Raw genomic sequence first — 14,328 nt, forward strand, 5'->3', positions numbered from 1 at the left:
AGTGACTCTGCGCCGAAAATGTAACGGGGCTAAACACACCACCGAAGCTATGGCTTGATGCTTTGCATCAGGGGTAGGGGAGCGTTGTGTATGCGTTGAAGGTGTACCGTAAGGAGCGCTGGAGAGTACACAAGTGAGAATGCCGGTATGAGTAACGAAAAGATCAGTGAGAATCTGATCCGCCGAAAGCCTAAGGGTTCCTGAGGAAGGTTCGTCCGCTCAGGGTAAGTCGGGACCTAAGGCGAGGCCGAAAGGCGTAGTCGAAGGACAACAGGTGGAAATTCCTGTACCACCGTAAACCGTTATGAGCGATGGGGTGACGCAGCAGGGTAGTGACGCGGACTGATGGATGTCCGTCCAAGCAGTGAGGCTGGTGTGTAGGCAAATCCGCACACTTTAAGGCTGGGCTGTGATGGGGAGTGAAAATTACAGTAGCGAAGGTCATGATCTCACACTGCCAAGAAAAGCCTCTAGCCAGGTGAAGGTGCCCGTACCGTAAACCGACACAGGTAGGCGAGAAGAGAATTCTAAGGCGCGCGGAAGAACTCTCGTTAAGGAACTCGGCAAAATGACCCCGTAACTTCGGGAGAAGGGGTGCCTCGGTAGGGTGAATAGCCCGAGGGGGCCGCAGTGAAAAGGCCCAAGCGACTGTTTAGCAAAAACACAGGTCTGTGCGAAGCCGCAAGGCGAAGTATACGGGCTGACGCCTGCCCGGTGCTGGAAGGTTAAGGGGAGCGGTTAGGGAGTAATCCCGAAGCTGTAAACCGAAGCCCCAGTAAACGGCGGCCGTAACTATAACGGTCCTAAGGTAGCGAAATTCCTTGTCAGGTAAATTCTGACCCGCACGAATGGCGTAACGACTTGGGCGCTGTCTCAACGAGAGATCCGGTGAAATTTTAATACCTGTGAAGATGCAGGTTACCCGCGACAAGACGGAAAGACCCCATGGAGCTTTACTGCAGCTTGATATTGGACTTTGATACGATTTGTACAGGATAGGTGGGAGCCTAGGAAGCCGGAGCGCCAGCTTCGGTGGAGGCGACGTTGGGATACCACCCTGATCGTATCGGAGTTCTAACCTGGTACCGTGAACCGGTGCGGGGACAGTGTCAGGTGGGCAGTTTGACTGGGGCGGTCGCCTCCTAAAGAGTAACGGAGGCGCCCCAAGGTTCCCTCAGAATGGTTGGAAATCATTCGAAGAGTGCAAAGGCAAAAGGGAGCTTGACTGCGAGACTGACAAGTCGAGCAGGGACGAAAGTCGGGCTTAGTGATCCGGTGGTACCGCATGGAAGGGCCATCGCTCAACGGATAAAAGCTACCCTGGGGATAACAGGCTTATCTCCCCCAAGAGTCCACATCGACGGGGAGGTTTGGCACCTCGATGTCGGCTCATCGCATCCTGGGGCTGAAGTAGGTCCCAAGGGTTGGGCTGTTCGCCCATTAAAGCGGTACGCGAGCTGGGTTCAGAACGTCGTGAGACAGTTCGGTCCCTATCTGTCGTGGGCGTAGGAAATTTGAGAGGAGCTGTCCTTAGTACGAGAGGACCGGGATGGACGCACCGCTGGTGCACCAGTTGTTCCGCCAGGAGCACAGCTGGGTAGCTAAGTGCGGAAGGGATAAGCGCTGAAAGCATCTAAGCGTGAAGCCCCCCTCAAGATGAGATTTCCCAATTAGTAAGACCCCTTGAAGACGACGAGGTAGATAGGCTGGGGGTGGAAGTGCAGTAATGCATGGAGCTGACCAGTACTAATCGGTCGAGGGCTTATCCTAAAATGACCCCACAAAGTGAAGAAAAGGCTGATGAAGCTGATTCCGAGTACTTTGGCGGGGCCCAGAGAATAACTAGAGCGCAATGAAGTTTCGTATCCAGTTTTCAGGTGATTAAACATCTGAACAATTGTGGGTGGATATCAAGGTTTGATATTTACTCGCAGGCTGTTTTTGAAGGTGGGTTATTTTCCTTGATGAATTTCAGGGAGCGATAGCGACCGGAAAAAACCTGTTTGGTGGCGATAGCGGAGGGGTTCCACACGTACCCATCCCGAACACGACCGTTAAGCCCTCCAGCGCCGATGGTACTTGGACCGCAGGGTCCTGGGAGAGTAGGACGCCGCCAAGCGAAGAACCACTGCCGATTACCGGTGGTGGTTTTTATTTTTTTATAAACTTAATAGATATAGAGGTAAGGATTTTGAAGATCCTATCAAAAGGAATGTAACCGTTTTGTTACATTCCAAAAGGACTCAGCCTTTATAATGAGGTAAGATTGTATTATGTGACTATAGGAACTAAGACGAATGACCTGGAACAATTTCAGCGGAGTAGTTTGAACAGAGGGAAGGGGGATATCATGACGCTGAAGAATAAGGGTTATTTATTCTGCTTCCTAGCGGTGATGTCGGCTGTGCTCATCCTGACTGCTGGCTGTAATTCTACAACAGAGTTATCCTGGAAGGCTTTTGACGGTGCGGCGGTAGAACAAAGCTTCCCTGTGCCTAAGGAAGCCAGTACCACTGAAACAGCACCCAATAATTCAAAGGTAGCCTATGTCCGTTATTCTATGCCTGGATTAAAGGAGACCCTTCCAGAGGAGTATGAGGACGAGATCAAGGCTTGGGGATGGACCGAACAGAAAGAGGCTAAGAAAGGCTCTACTCATGTTTATACGAAGAATAAACAAATCGTACAGCTATCCCTGCAGAAGGATTCTATAGTTATCACTGTACCTAAGGAAGCAAATAAAGTGGTGATTCATGGGTTGGAGAGTAATCCTTAATAATAAGGGTATCCTGAACTAACCTGTACTATAAAATAAGAGTTAAACCTGATCCATAAGGGATCAGGTTTTTTTGATTAAGGCATATAGTAAGATACGTCGTTCTCATTAAATTTAATCATTCCATCTTTACGCTGCCCATGCATTCCTATAAAGGCATAAGTTCTAGGGATGAGCAGCCAGATGTGCCAAAAGAAGAGGGAGCCTACTAGGGCAGGTGGACACCATGGGAGCAGGATTGCAGCTAGACAGAATCCGATCCAGGCTGTGTGGATCGTAACCTTACGCATCGTGCCGTAGGCTACAAATTGGCCAGGCATATAGCCGATCCATGGCATTTTTAAGGAATGGTGCCATCGCTTGCGATAGGAATGACTGATAATGATCAGTACAGAGCGCGAAATCACGTATTGGATCCAGTAGGCGACTGGTGCAGCTAGCAGTACGTATACGAAGCTCATCCAGCCCCATAGGATCAGTGCGGTAATCAACCATATGAACGGAATCACTAGAAGACTATGTATAAAGGGATTAGGAAATGCAATTTTTTTTAACAGGCGATATTGATAGTAGGTCGCATTCGTGTTTTTCTCAGCGACATCCATAAACAAGATAACCTCCTACATCTAAATTAAGGAAAAGCCATTTGAGAAGATCTTACTTCATATATCGGCTAAAGTGAATGATTTCTGTAATGAATCGGGTAGGTACAAACACCCAAAGTTATAGGTCTGCATATGATATAGAAAATATCATCACACTATGAGGAGGTTTAAAAGAGTAGAATCTGTGGCATACTGATAGTAAAAGCGATAAGGTGGGATCGCCTATGATGAACGAAAGTGTTAAACAGGATACCTGTATTATATGCGGACAGCAGAAGAAGGACGGCATTTTTATTGTATCTGAGTTTATCTGCGAAGGCTGTGAGGCTGAAATGGTCCACACAGATGTTAAAGATGAAAAATATCATTATTTCGTACATCGTATGAAGCAAATTTGGATGCAAAGAAATGCATAATTTGATGTGATAAGGGACCTGCAGCAGATACGGGGTCCTTTTTTGCTTATATGTACCCAGGCGGATATGAGCTAGTCGCATGAGGGCTTTTACGATAAAATAGGTAAAAAAGCTTTTTCGGAAGGATTTTCATAGAAATGGATAGATATGAACAGCAGGCTCCACTGCTGCAGGCGCTGAATTGTTATGCAGCCAGAAAGGATGCATCCTTTCATGTGCCCGGCCATAAAGACGGCGCAGCTTATAGAGCAGCTGCAGGAGGCCTCACAGCCGTGCTGAGGGAAGCGATGACCATCGATGCTACGGAGATCACCGGACTGGATGATCTCCACCACCCGGAAGAGGTAATCGCGGAGGCTCAGCGCTTGGCGGCTGTGGCATTCGGCGCCGAAGAGACGTACTTCCTCGTTGGAGGAAGTACGTCAGGTAACCTGGCGCTGATTCTTACCGCCTGTGCATCGCCAGGCGACGTGCTCCTTGTGCAGCGCAATGTCCATAAATCCGTCATTCACGGATTGATGTTGGCCCGCGCACAAGCGGTGTTCCTCGCGCCGGAGGTGGACGGCACGAGTGGTCTGGCCACCATCCCGTCGGTGGAGACGGTGTGTGAGGCCTTGCGCCGCTATCCTGGCGCTAAGGGCGTACTCGTCACACACCCGAACTACTACGGGATGGGGGGAAGCCTCAGGCCGCTGGCTGAGGCTTGTCATGCAGCCGGCCTGCCGCTGCTCGTAGATGAGGCGCATGGCGCTCATTACGGGCTGGCAGCCGGCCTGCCGGAAAGCGCACTGGCTGCTGGTGCGGATGGCGTTGTCCAGTCCACGCATAAGATGCTTACAGCTATGACGATGGGGGCAATGCTTCATGTTCAGGGGCCAAGGCTTGACCGGGGACTCCTTCGCCAGCGTCTAGGGATGATCCAAAGTTCCAGTCCATCCTATTTGATTATGGCGTCGCTCGATCTAAGCCGAAGCTATGTTCAGCAGGAAGGCAAGCAGAGGATCGCAGAGGCGCTGAGTGCTATTCAGCAGCTAAAAGAGGAGTTGCGGAGCCTTAAGTATATCGGATGGGTAGAGTGTACAGAGGCCGATGGATTGACAGAGACTGCAGGGAGAGCGGTACCATTCTATAGCACGCAGGACCCTTTTAAGCTTGTGATATATGATAAAGCAGCGGGCCTTAGCGGTTCGGAGCTCCAGATGAAGCTGGAGGAGCTGGGCTGCGTGCCTGAAATGAGCGATCCGCATTACGTGGTGCTGGCGTTCAGCTTGTCCACTTCAGAGCAGGACATTGTTCGCTTAAGGGAGGCTTTAGCTCATATAGATCTGGAGCTGGTGAGCAATCGGGCAAACCCTAATTATCTGGAGATGGCCTCGGTTCAGGATAGCACCGCCCTAGAAGATGACGAAAATAAGAGGAAGACCTTGAGTGTGGAACTTTCCACGTGGAACATTTTGGAGAATGATCCTATATCAGAGCCGATTTCATTTAGCATGGAACCACCCAAGCCGGCTCTGCTTGAGGAGATTCCTATAAATGAAAGCAAAGGGAGATTGGCCGGGGAGATGGTTATTCCTTACCCTCCAGGTATTCCCCTGTTGTATCCGGGAGAACGAATTAAGGATGCTCATATCAAGCAATGGATTCAGCTTAAGAACACAGGGGCGAAGTTTCAAGGTATTGCAGATCCTTCGCTGAGCAGCATCAAAGTATACCAGATGGAATAGATAAGCGGAGGTTATTATGGAAGGTATTAAGAATAGAGGAGTATTTATTACGCTTGAGGGAGGAGATGGCTCTGGGAAGACATCTATGCTCCCGCTGTTGGAGAGTTGGCTGCAGGAACGTAAGCAGCCTTATATGATTACCCGGGAGCCGGGAGGAATTCGCATTGCTGAAGGCATTCGTGAGATCATTCTCAACCCACTCCATACAGAGATGGATATTCGGACAGAAGCCCTGCTGTATGCAGCTGCCCGCAGTCAGCATCTGGCCGAGAAAGTCTTACCCGCTCTTCAGGAGGGAAAGATCGTCCTCTGTGACCGTTTTATTGACAGCAGTCTTGCTTACCAAGGGTATGCTCGGGGACTTGGCTTGAAAGAGGTGCTGGATATTAACATGTTTGCTGCCGGAGGCCGGTTTCCTGATCTCACTTTTTATTTGGATATTGAACCGGAGATAGGGCTTGCGCGGATCAGATCGGCTGAAGGAAGACATGTTGATCGGTTGGATTTGGAGGCTATTGATTTTCATCACAAAGTAAGAGAAGGTTACCGCAAGGTGCTGGAAATGTACCCTGAGCGGATGGTGGTTATTGATGCTGCCAGGACACAAAGTGAGGTATGTCAAGAGATAACTGGCTATCTTGAGACATTTTTAAAGGATTTTTGATCCGATTTGTCAAATAATCATAGTGAAATTACGTTATAATAGATGATAGATGGACTATGATATGAAGACTCTATTATGGCTTAGCTCATAGTTCGGATAGATAAAGAATGTATGTCAGCTCTACAGCAATATCGGAGCATGTATTCTTTATCGCAGGAATAACTACCATAGACGTATATTATTCCTATAGGGCCTTGAACTTATATTCTACGAGGAGGGGTTTCAACATGAAGCTGATCGTGGCGATTATTCAGGATAAGGACAGCAACCGTCTGTCCGGTGCATTGGTTAAGGCAAATTTCCGGGCCACTAAATTGGCCAGTACGGGTGGATTTCTCCGCGCTGGAAATACGACCTTTATGATCGGGGTCGACGACAGCCAAGTAGAAACTGTGCTGGGCGTTATCCGCAGCAGCTGTAAAGTGCGGGAACAGCTTGTTACTCCGGTGACACCGATGAGCGGTACGACCGATTCATATTTGCCACTTCCCGTTGAGGTTCAGGTCGGAGGAGCTACCGTATTCGTTCTGCCGGTTGACCGCTTCGAGCATTTCTAATCGGCTCTAAGCTTTCACCTGTCTGTGCGTGAAGGAAGCTTTAGGGGTTGTTAGCCTCTTCAGCAGGCAGCTCCAAGGTGCCACTAGAGAAGCGGCTGGGAAGTCCATGCAGGGCCTCTCAGCCGTTTTTCACTAGGTATATTCAGTATGAATAAGATGGGCAGGGGGATTTATGAAAATCGATCCAGGGTTCAGGCCCTTAAATAACGGGAGAAGCGTAACTGAAGGAACAGCTAAGCCCGTTCAGGCCAAGAGCTTCTCCGATGTCATGCATCAGCAGGGAGAACGGGCTACACAGGAAGAACTAAACCGGCGATTCAATGAGATTCAGCAGCAGGGAGACCGGCTTGCTCGCTCGATGACCATTAGAGAGCTAAAGGCTTACCGTCTGCTAGTCAAACGCTTTTTGGAGGATACCGTTAGACGTGGCATCGGTGTGAAGGAAACCAGAGGCTGGGACCGCAGAGGCCGCGGCAAAAGGTACAAGCTGCTTGATGAAATTGATTCAGCCCTCTTGTCGATGGCCGATGATCTGTTAGATACGGAACAGGGTAAGATTGATCTGCTGCAGAAAATTGGAGAAATCCGCGGTCTGCTCATTAATTTAAGCTTCTAGATAGATTGAACTAAAGTTTTACATTAAGCTTGTATTTTATAACGACCTTATACGGTCCTATAACATTCAGTTCTTTAGTTCATTCTATCTGAATAGAAAGTGTGATTATATGTCATTCAAGGAGATCATGGGGCAAGACAACGCTAAGAAACTGCTGCAGGGCAGTCTTGCGCGCAAGCGAATCTCTCATGCTTATGTATTTAATGGTCCTCCGGGAAGCGGGCAGATGCAGATGGCGCTTGCCTTTGTACAAGCCTTATTCTGCACGGAAGGCGGAACCGAGGCCTGTGGACAGTGTCTTGAATGCCGTAAGCTGCTTCACGGCAACCACCCGGACCTTCAAATCGTTACCCCGGACGGTTCGTCTATTAAGATTGACCAAATTCGCGATCTCCAGAGAATTTTCTCCTATCGTTCGGAGACCGGTAACCCTAAGGCCTATATTATTGATCAGGCTGAGAAGATGAATGTCCAGGCGGCGAACAGTCTTTTGAAATTTCTAGAGGAGCCGCCCTCTCCGGCTGTAGCGATTCTGCTGACCGACAACGGCAGGGCACTTCTGCCTACGATTCAATCCCGTGCGCAATGGGTATCATTCAACCCTCTGGAACCTTCTCTTATGCTGCAAAAGCTAAGTGATGAGGGGGTGCCTGTTACCCTTGCCCGGTGTGCAGTTCATCTGTCCGCAGGACTCGATGATTGCCGGGAACTGGTAGCCCAGAATTGGTTTGCAGAAATTAGAAACGTAGTGTTACAATTAGGGAAGGAATCCGCAGGCAGAGGCGGCATTCCGCTGATTAAAGCCCAGCAAAGCGTATTTAAAGCAGGATTGGGCGATCATTTGGCCATGATATTTGATATGTTTCATTTATGGTTCAAAGACATGATTCAAGCGCAGGCTGACAAGCACGATCATATCGTTTTTATAGATGAGTGGGAGTTTATCTCCAAAACTGCCGGAAGCCGCAGCACCGGGGCATGGATTGAATGCATGGCATATGCCGCGGAAGCCAAGAAGAAGCTCCGGTACAATATGAACGGCCAATTATGCTTGGAGCAGTTTTTATTGAATATACAACAAGCGGCTTTCGGTGTGAACTGAAGAGACAAGCTATCCTCCCACCATGTAGGTTAAGAATGCTGCAGGACGTGCGGCTTCCATTAAGCAAGTTGACATGTTATACAAGGGGGTTAGTTTTTGTACACTGTAGTCGGTGTCCGCTTCAAGAAAGCGGGCAAGATATATTACTTTGATCCGCTGGACCTTCCTGTTGAGAAGGATCAGAGCGTGATTGTGGAGACAGCACGCGGGATCGAGTATGGCAAAGTGGTTGTCGGCAAGAAAACGGTGGATGAATCAGATGTGGTGCTTCCGCTGAAGAAAGTGATACGGATTGCTGATGACAGTGATGCCCGTGTTGTGGAGGAGAATAAGCTTGCGGCGAGTAACGCTTTCGTCACATGTTTAAATAAAATTAAAGACCATGATCTGAAAATGAAATTGGTCGATGTCGAATTTACGTTTGATCGCAATAAAATTATTTTTTATTTTACAGCTGAAGGCCGTGTTGACTTTCGTGAGCTTGTCAAAGACTTGGCCAGCATCTTCCGGACTCGAATTGAGCTACGGCAGATCGGAGTACGCGATGAAGCCAAGATGCTTGGAGGTATCGGTCCCTGCGGCCGGGTGCTCTGCTGCTCATCCTGGTTGGGTGATTTTGAGCCCGTATCCATTAAGATGGCGAAGGATCAGAGTCTGTCCCTGAATCCTACGAAGATTTCCGGTCTTTGCGGCCGACTTATGTGCTGTCTGAAATTTGAGCATGATAACTATGAGAGCGTGAAGGAAGAGCTGCCAAGTGTCGGTAAGGTCGTCATCACCTCTCTGGGTGATGGTAAAGTCGTCGGCTTGAATACCGGCGCGCGTACAGTGCATGTACAAATTTTTGAGATGGGTAAGGTTAAAGAACTTCCGCTGGATGACGTAGTCATCAAGTAAATACCATAGAGACTGACTCTGGGGTGGGAACTTGGAGAAAAGAGATATTTTTACACACTTGCACGAACTGGAATTGCAAATGGGGACGGCCCAGGAGGAGCTGAGCGTACTCAAGCTTGAAGTGAAGAAGCTGCTTGAGGAGAATCAGCGTCTGTCGCTTGAGAATGAGCAACTGCGCAAGATTCTTAAGAGGGAGGCCGGAGAACCCGGGGATGTAATCCCTACGGAGGGCGAAGCGGTTTCGGGAGAGACGGAAGAAGGAGAGGATATTGTCGGTGAAGGTTATGACAACCTGGCCCGGCTATATCACGAGGGCTTTCATATTTGTAATGTGTATTACGGACATTTACGTACAGAGGGAGATTGTCTCTTCTGCCTGTCATTTTTGAATAAATAAGAAGCCGTAGGTGCAAACCTACGGTTTTTTTGCAAGTGAAGACTGTAATACGCTAACACGAAGGGAAGAGGAATGGAAGGCGATGAATGAAGTACAGTTAAAAGAAAGTGAGCGGGTGGACGACCTGCTTAATCAGGACTTGCAGATTATCCAGAGTGATGAAGTGTTCAGCTTCTCTATGGATGCTGTGCTGTTGTCCAGATTTGCTTCACTGCCAAGGCGTGGAACTATTCTTGACCTCTGCACCGGGAATGGAGTGATTCCCATTCTTCTATCAGTCCGAACAGAAGCGATGATTGAAGGGATAGAGATCCAGGATAGATTAGCTGATATGGCACGGCGCAGTATAGAAATGAACGGGCTTGAGCATAGAATTACTATTCACGCAGGAGACCTGAGAGAGCTGCCTGCTCTTGTAGGGCATAACAAATACGACGCCATTACGATGAACCCTCCATATATGCCGATGCGTACGGGTGATCTGAAGATCAACCCGCATCAGGCCGCTGCACGTCATGAGATCCATGGTTCTCTGGAAGAGCTGATTCATGCGGCAATGAAACTGGTTAGGCCAGGTGGTAAAGTCTCTATGGTACATAAACCACAGCGGCTGGGAGAAATCATCACATTGCTGCGCCAATACCGGCTTGAACCGAAAAGGATTCGCTTTGTGCATCCGAGAATCGGGATGGAGGCGAATATGGTGCTGATTGAGGCGCTAAGAGACGGTAAGCCGGATATCAGGCTGCTTCCTCCATTGATCGTATATGAAGAGAATGGGGAGTACTGCCCGGAGATTATGGACATTTATTATGGATCTATGAGAGATAAAGGGGATTGTTAATCATGAATTTGAATCTGCAAAAAAGCTTTGAGGAGCAGGCGCCAGATTCCCCTGGCAAGCTGTTTCTGGTCGCGACACCGATTGGCAACCTGGAGGATATGACCTACCGGGCTGTTCGGATCCTTCAGGAGGCCGATCTGATCGCGGCAGAGGACACCCGGCAGACCCGAAAGCTGCTGGCGCATTTTGAAATTACAAACAAGAAGCTGTTCAGCTATCATGAGCATAATAAGGCGGCCAGTGGCCCTGAATTAATACGCTATATAATAGAAGGAAAAAATTTAGCCCTGGTCAGTGATGCCGGATTGCCGGCTATTTCAGACCCTGGAAGTGACCTGGTCAAGCTGGCTTTGGAGGCGGGGATTTCCGTCATTCCTGTCCCTGGAGCCAATGCGGCTTTATCTGCGCTCATTGTATCTGGGCTTGGCACAGAGCGCTTTCAATTTCTTGGTTTTCTGCCGCGGGAGAAAAGGGCTAAGGAGGAGCAGCTGCGTTCGGTTGAAGATTACGAAGGCAGTATTTTGCTGTATGAATCCCCTCACCGCGTAATGAAGACCTTAGAGGCGATTCTTGAGGTACTGGGTGATAGAAGTGTGACGCTCGCCAGAGAGCTTACCAAGAGATATGAAGAAATCGCCCGTGGCACAGCGAGCAGCTGTCTGAAGCATTTAGAAGAACATCCACCCCTGGGGGAATATTGTATCGTCATTGGGGGAGCTGAAGCAGAGGAAGTGCAGCAGCGTAGAGACGCTTGGTGGCAAAACTTGACCCTAGAGGAACATGTAGGTCATTATGTAGAGGAAGGGCTGGATCGCAAAGAAGCTATGAAGAGAACAGCGGGAGACCGAGGGGTGTCAAAGCGGGATATTTATAACGCATTGTTATAATATCCTCCGCTGCGGCGGGCGTGCATGAATATACGGTTTTTTCCTAAATAAGGCAAAAAAATGGCCTTCACAAGGCCGGGTTCAAGCCAAGGAAGGCACCAAGGAGATATGAAAAAGGTTAGAATTAACAGATTCAGTAAAACTATTATATACTATAAATCTTAATTTGTCACAGGTGTAGGAAGCTCACTGAGACATTCGTGGCAAACAATTTTGCCTTTGAAGTAGGTTACATTCTCTGCATTACCGCAGAAAATACATGCAGGCTCATACTTCTTTAACATGATGCGCTCGCCGTCCACATAAATTTCAAGGGCGTCTTTCTCACCGATGCCAAGTGTGCGGCGCAATTCAATAGGGATAACAACCCGTCCCAGTTCATCTACTTTTCTTACAATACCTGTTGATTTCATCATAACCGATGATTGCCCCTCTCGCTATAGTTTAAATGCGTCACGATTCGACACAGTTCTCTTTTTTCTGCTTTTTATAATACCAACCATTGCCAGATTAGTCAACCTATTAATGGATAAAAAAGAAGATTGTTTCCTGAAAAAGTTATTTTAACCTCTAAGAACCCTTATAATAAGGCGTAGATACTTATTTCGTCAACTTTCGCCGCTCTTTAGACAAAGCCATCATGAAACGACATCATTCGACAAAAGTAGTCGACAATAGAGATTATTTTATTTTTTTAGCTTGAATGAAAGGTGGTTCAATTCTTATGTATCGATCACTTCGTGAAGAGAAGGTATTTAAAGATCCGGTTCATAACTACGTTCATGTACAGGACGAAATTATTTGGGCTCTGATTAATACCCCAGAATTTCAGCGGTTGCGGCGTATCCGTCAGTTGGGTACATCTTATTTAACCTTTCATGGGGCAGAACATAGCCGGTTTTCTCATTCTTTAGGCGTCTATGAAATTACGCGCCGGATTATCTCTCAATTCGAACGCAGCGGCTATTCCGGATGGCCTCATGAAGAACGACTGCTGGCATTATGTGCGGCACTTCTTCATGATCTTGGCCACGGCCCCTTCTCTCATTCCATTGAAGAAGCCTTCGATATGAATCATGAAGATTGGACGTGCAAAATTTTGGTGGGGGATACACAGGTAGCGGAGGTCCTTCGAAGAGTGTCTTCGGATTTCCCGGAGAAGGTTGCTGCGGTTATTCGCAAAGACTATGAGAAGCCTATTGTGGTTAACCTGGTATCCAGTCCGCTAGATGCAGATCGAATGGACTACCTGCTGCGCGACGCTTATTTTACAGGCGTGAATTATGGCACCATTGATATGGATCGCATCCTTCGTATGCTGCGTCCCTTTCAGGGGCGGGTGGTTGTCAAGGAATCGGGTATGCATGCTGTCGAGGACTACCTCATGTCGAGGTATCAAATGTATTGGCAGGTGTATTTCCACCCGGTCACCCGGAGCTCGGAAATTCTGCTTAGACAGATCTTCCGCAGAGCCAAAGAGCTTCATCAGCAGGGTTATGGGTTCCGCTTCCTCCCAGATCCTCTTCCGGGGCTCTTTGAGCGGGAGCTGACGGTTACAGAATATCTGCTTCTGGATGAAGCTTTGGTGCAGACGGCCTTCATGCAGTGGACAAATGAAGAAGATGAGCTTCTGGGCAGCCTCTGTGCCAGATTTTTAGATAGAAGGCTGTATAAATATGTAGAACTTGATCATATCGATATGGAAATGGTCGATCAGCTGCGCAGCGCATTCGCACAAGTAGGGCTGAATGCTGAATATGACTTAGAAATTGATTTTCCGACAGACCTGCCTTATGATGTGTTCCGTCCTGATGATGAGCTGAAGGGCAAGGAGATTCTGCTGCTGGACAGGCAGGACAATCTGCGCGAAATTTCTGAGGTATCCGATATCGTTCGTTCGATTAGCGGTCTACACCGTGGCCGTTGCCATTTGTATTATCCGAAGGAGAAGCTGGAAGCGGTAAAGGACCAACTGCCGCAACATATCGCACAACTTTTTGAAGTGTAAGGAGGAACTGTACAATATGCTGTTTGATACTCATACGCATCTGGATGCACCACAATTTGACGAAGATCGGGAGGAGACGATTGCCCGTGCTGTTGAAGCCGGTGTAACCCGGATGGTTAATGTCGGATTTAACCGGGAGACGATCCCTTCGACCATGAAGCTTGCTGAAACTTATGATTTCATATACGCTGCCGTCGGATGGCATCCGCAGGACGCAATTACTATGCTGGACGAGGATTTGGACTGGATTGCTGAGCTGTGCAAGCATGACAAGGTGGTAGCCATTGGGGAAATTGGACTTGATTACTACTGGGATACTTCCCCCAAAGAAGTGCAGCATCAGGTCTTCCGCCGTCAAATCGGATTGGCCCGAGAGCTTGGCATGCCGATTGTCATTCATGATCGTGACGCACATGAGGATATTGTGAAGATTTTGCGGGAAGAGAAGGCCAGCGAAGTTGGAGGCATCATGCATTCGTTTTCAGGAAGCTGGGAAACTGCCAAATTATGTATGAATATGGGATTCCATATCTCGTTTGGCGGGCCGATCACGTTTAAAAATGCAAAGCAGCCTAAAGAGGTCCTAAAACAGGTTCCACTCGATCGTTTGCTCATTGAAACGGACTCCCCATATTTAACACCACACCCATTCCGTGGAAAAAGAAATGAGTCTGCTCACGTTCGTTTAGTGGCTGAGATGGCGGCCGAGCTCAAGGGGATGTCCTTGGAGGAAATCGCGCAAATCACTACCCAAAATGCACTGGAACGATTTGACATTCGCTGATATCGGGAGCAAAACCGATGAAAAAACGAGATTTTGGAAAAGATTAAT

Annotated in this window: 15 protein-coding genes and 2 rRNA genes (1 of these 17 only partly in view); 15 read left to right on the forward strand and 2 right to left on the reverse strand. The window is 48.3% G+C overall.

Annotated features, from left to right (window positions below; genetic code table 11):
* The 3 genes from DCC85_RS00055 to DCC85_RS00065 all read left to right on the forward strand — a co-directional run.
* Nucleotides 1-1,770, forward strand: a 23S ribosomal RNA gene (locus tag DCC85_RS00055); it begins 1,161 nt to the left of the window's first position.
* 232 nt (nucleotides 1,771-2,002) lie between these two features.
* Nucleotides 2,003-2,119: ribosomal RNA gene (gene rrf / locus DCC85_RS00060) — 5S ribosomal RNA — on the forward strand.
* Between the two features lie 231 nt (nucleotides 2,120-2,350).
* Complete coding sequence (locus DCC85_RS00065; protein ID WP_199909955.1) at nucleotides 2,351-2,776, forward strand: 6,7-dimethyl-8-ribityllumazine synthase; 426 nt, start codon at nucleotides 2,351-2,353, stop codon at nucleotides 2,774-2,776.
* A 77-nt stretch (nucleotides 2,777-2,853) separates the two neighbouring features.
* Here the strand turns inward: DCC85_RS00065 and DCC85_RS00070 are convergent, their stop codons facing one another.
* Nucleotides 2,854-3,381, reverse strand: coding sequence for a hypothetical protein (locus tag DCC85_RS00070; protein ID WP_108463738.1), 528 nt, complete (start codon nucleotides 3,379-3,381; stop codon nucleotides 2,854-2,856).
* 227 nt (nucleotides 3,382-3,608) lie between these two features.
* On the opposite strand from DCC85_RS00070, the gene DCC85_RS00075 reads away from it, so the two are divergent.
* The 10 genes from DCC85_RS00075 (at nucleotide 3,609) to rsmI (ending at nucleotide 11,488) form a co-directional block, all read left to right on the forward strand.
* On the forward strand, nucleotides 3,609-3,797 hold the full coding sequence (locus DCC85_RS00075; RefSeq protein WP_108467640.1) for a sigma factor G inhibitor Gin: 189 nt from the start codon (nucleotides 3,609-3,611) through the stop codon (nucleotides 3,795-3,797).
* Nucleotides 3,798-3,934: 137 nt separating this feature from the next.
* Nucleotides 3,935-5,524, forward strand: coding sequence for an aminotransferase class I/II-fold pyridoxal phosphate-dependent enzyme (locus DCC85_RS00080; RefSeq protein WP_108463739.1), 1,590 nt, complete (start codon nucleotides 3,935-3,937; stop codon nucleotides 5,522-5,524).
* A gap of 25 nt (nucleotides 5,525-5,549) precedes the next feature.
* Nucleotides 5,550-6,188: a dTMP kinase gene (gene tmk / locus DCC85_RS00085; RefSeq protein WP_199910000.1), complete on the forward strand. Its 639-nt coding sequence runs from the start codon at nucleotides 5,550-5,552 to the stop codon at nucleotides 6,186-6,188.
* 227 nt (nucleotides 6,189-6,415) lie between these two features.
* Nucleotides 6,416-6,745, forward strand: a complete 330-nt coding sequence (locus DCC85_RS00090; protein ID WP_068699021.1) for a cyclic-di-AMP receptor — start codon at nucleotides 6,416-6,418, stop codon at nucleotides 6,743-6,745.
* Between the two features lie 172 nt (nucleotides 6,746-6,917).
* Nucleotides 6,918-7,361 (forward strand): YaaR family protein, encoded by a 444-nt coding sequence (locus DCC85_RS00095; protein WP_108463741.1) that lies wholly within the window; start codon nucleotides 6,918-6,920, stop codon nucleotides 7,359-7,361.
* A 109-nt stretch (nucleotides 7,362-7,470) separates the two neighbouring features.
* Nucleotides 7,471-8,463 carry a DNA polymerase III subunit delta' gene (gene holB, locus DCC85_RS00100; protein ID WP_108463742.1) on the forward strand — a complete coding sequence of 331 codons (993 nt, stop codon included), beginning with the start codon at nucleotides 7,471-7,473 and terminating at the stop codon, nucleotides 8,461-8,463.
* A 96-nt stretch (nucleotides 8,464-8,559) separates the two neighbouring features.
* Nucleotides 8,560-9,360, forward strand: coding sequence for a PSP1 domain-containing protein (locus DCC85_RS00105; protein ID WP_108463743.1), 801 nt, complete (start codon nucleotides 8,560-8,562; stop codon nucleotides 9,358-9,360).
* A 31-nt stretch (nucleotides 9,361-9,391) separates the two neighbouring features.
* Nucleotides 9,392-9,757 carry an initiation-control protein YabA gene (locus DCC85_RS00110; protein WP_108463744.1) on the forward strand — a complete coding sequence of 122 codons (366 nt, stop codon included), beginning with the start codon at nucleotides 9,392-9,394 and terminating at the stop codon, nucleotides 9,755-9,757.
* A gap of 82 nt (nucleotides 9,758-9,839) precedes the next feature.
* Nucleotides 9,840-10,601, forward strand: coding sequence for a tRNA1(Val) (adenine(37)-N6)-methyltransferase (locus DCC85_RS00115; RefSeq protein WP_108463745.1), 762 nt, complete (start codon nucleotides 9,840-9,842; stop codon nucleotides 10,599-10,601).
* Between the two features lie 2 nt (nucleotides 10,602-10,603).
* On the forward strand, nucleotides 10,604-11,488 hold the full coding sequence (gene rsmI / locus DCC85_RS00120; RefSeq protein ID WP_108463746.1) for a 16S rRNA (cytidine(1402)-2'-O)-methyltransferase: 885 nt from the start codon (nucleotides 10,604-10,606) through the stop codon (nucleotides 11,486-11,488).
* A 161-nt stretch (nucleotides 11,489-11,649) separates the two neighbouring features.
* Here the strand turns inward: rsmI and DCC85_RS00125 are convergent, their stop codons facing one another.
* Complete coding sequence (locus tag DCC85_RS00125) at nucleotides 11,650-11,904, reverse strand: AbrB/MazE/SpoVT family DNA-binding domain-containing protein (RefSeq protein WP_068778580.1); 255 nt, start codon at nucleotides 11,902-11,904, stop codon at nucleotides 11,650-11,652.
* A gap of 308 nt (nucleotides 11,905-12,212) precedes the next feature.
* On the opposite strand from DCC85_RS00125, the gene DCC85_RS00130 reads away from it, so the two are divergent.
* Together DCC85_RS00130 and DCC85_RS00135 are read left to right on the forward strand one after the other, a co-directional pair.
* Nucleotides 12,213-13,496: an HD domain-containing protein gene (locus DCC85_RS00130; protein ID WP_108463747.1), complete on the forward strand. Its 1,284-nt coding sequence runs from the start codon at nucleotides 12,213-12,215 to the stop codon at nucleotides 13,494-13,496.
* Between the two features lie 16 nt (nucleotides 13,497-13,512).
* The gene (locus DCC85_RS00135; RefSeq protein ID WP_108463748.1) at nucleotides 13,513-14,280 is read left to right on the forward strand and encodes a TatD family hydrolase; all 768 of its coding nucleotides are present in this window, start codon (nucleotides 13,513-13,515) and stop codon (nucleotides 14,278-14,280) included.
* Nucleotides 14,281-14,328 lie beyond the last annotated feature (48 nt).

The sequence above is a fragment of the Paenibacillus sp. CAA11 genome (genome assembly GCF_003060825.1).
Lineage (GTDB): Bacteria > Bacillota > Bacilli > Paenibacillales > Paenibacillaceae > Fontibacillus.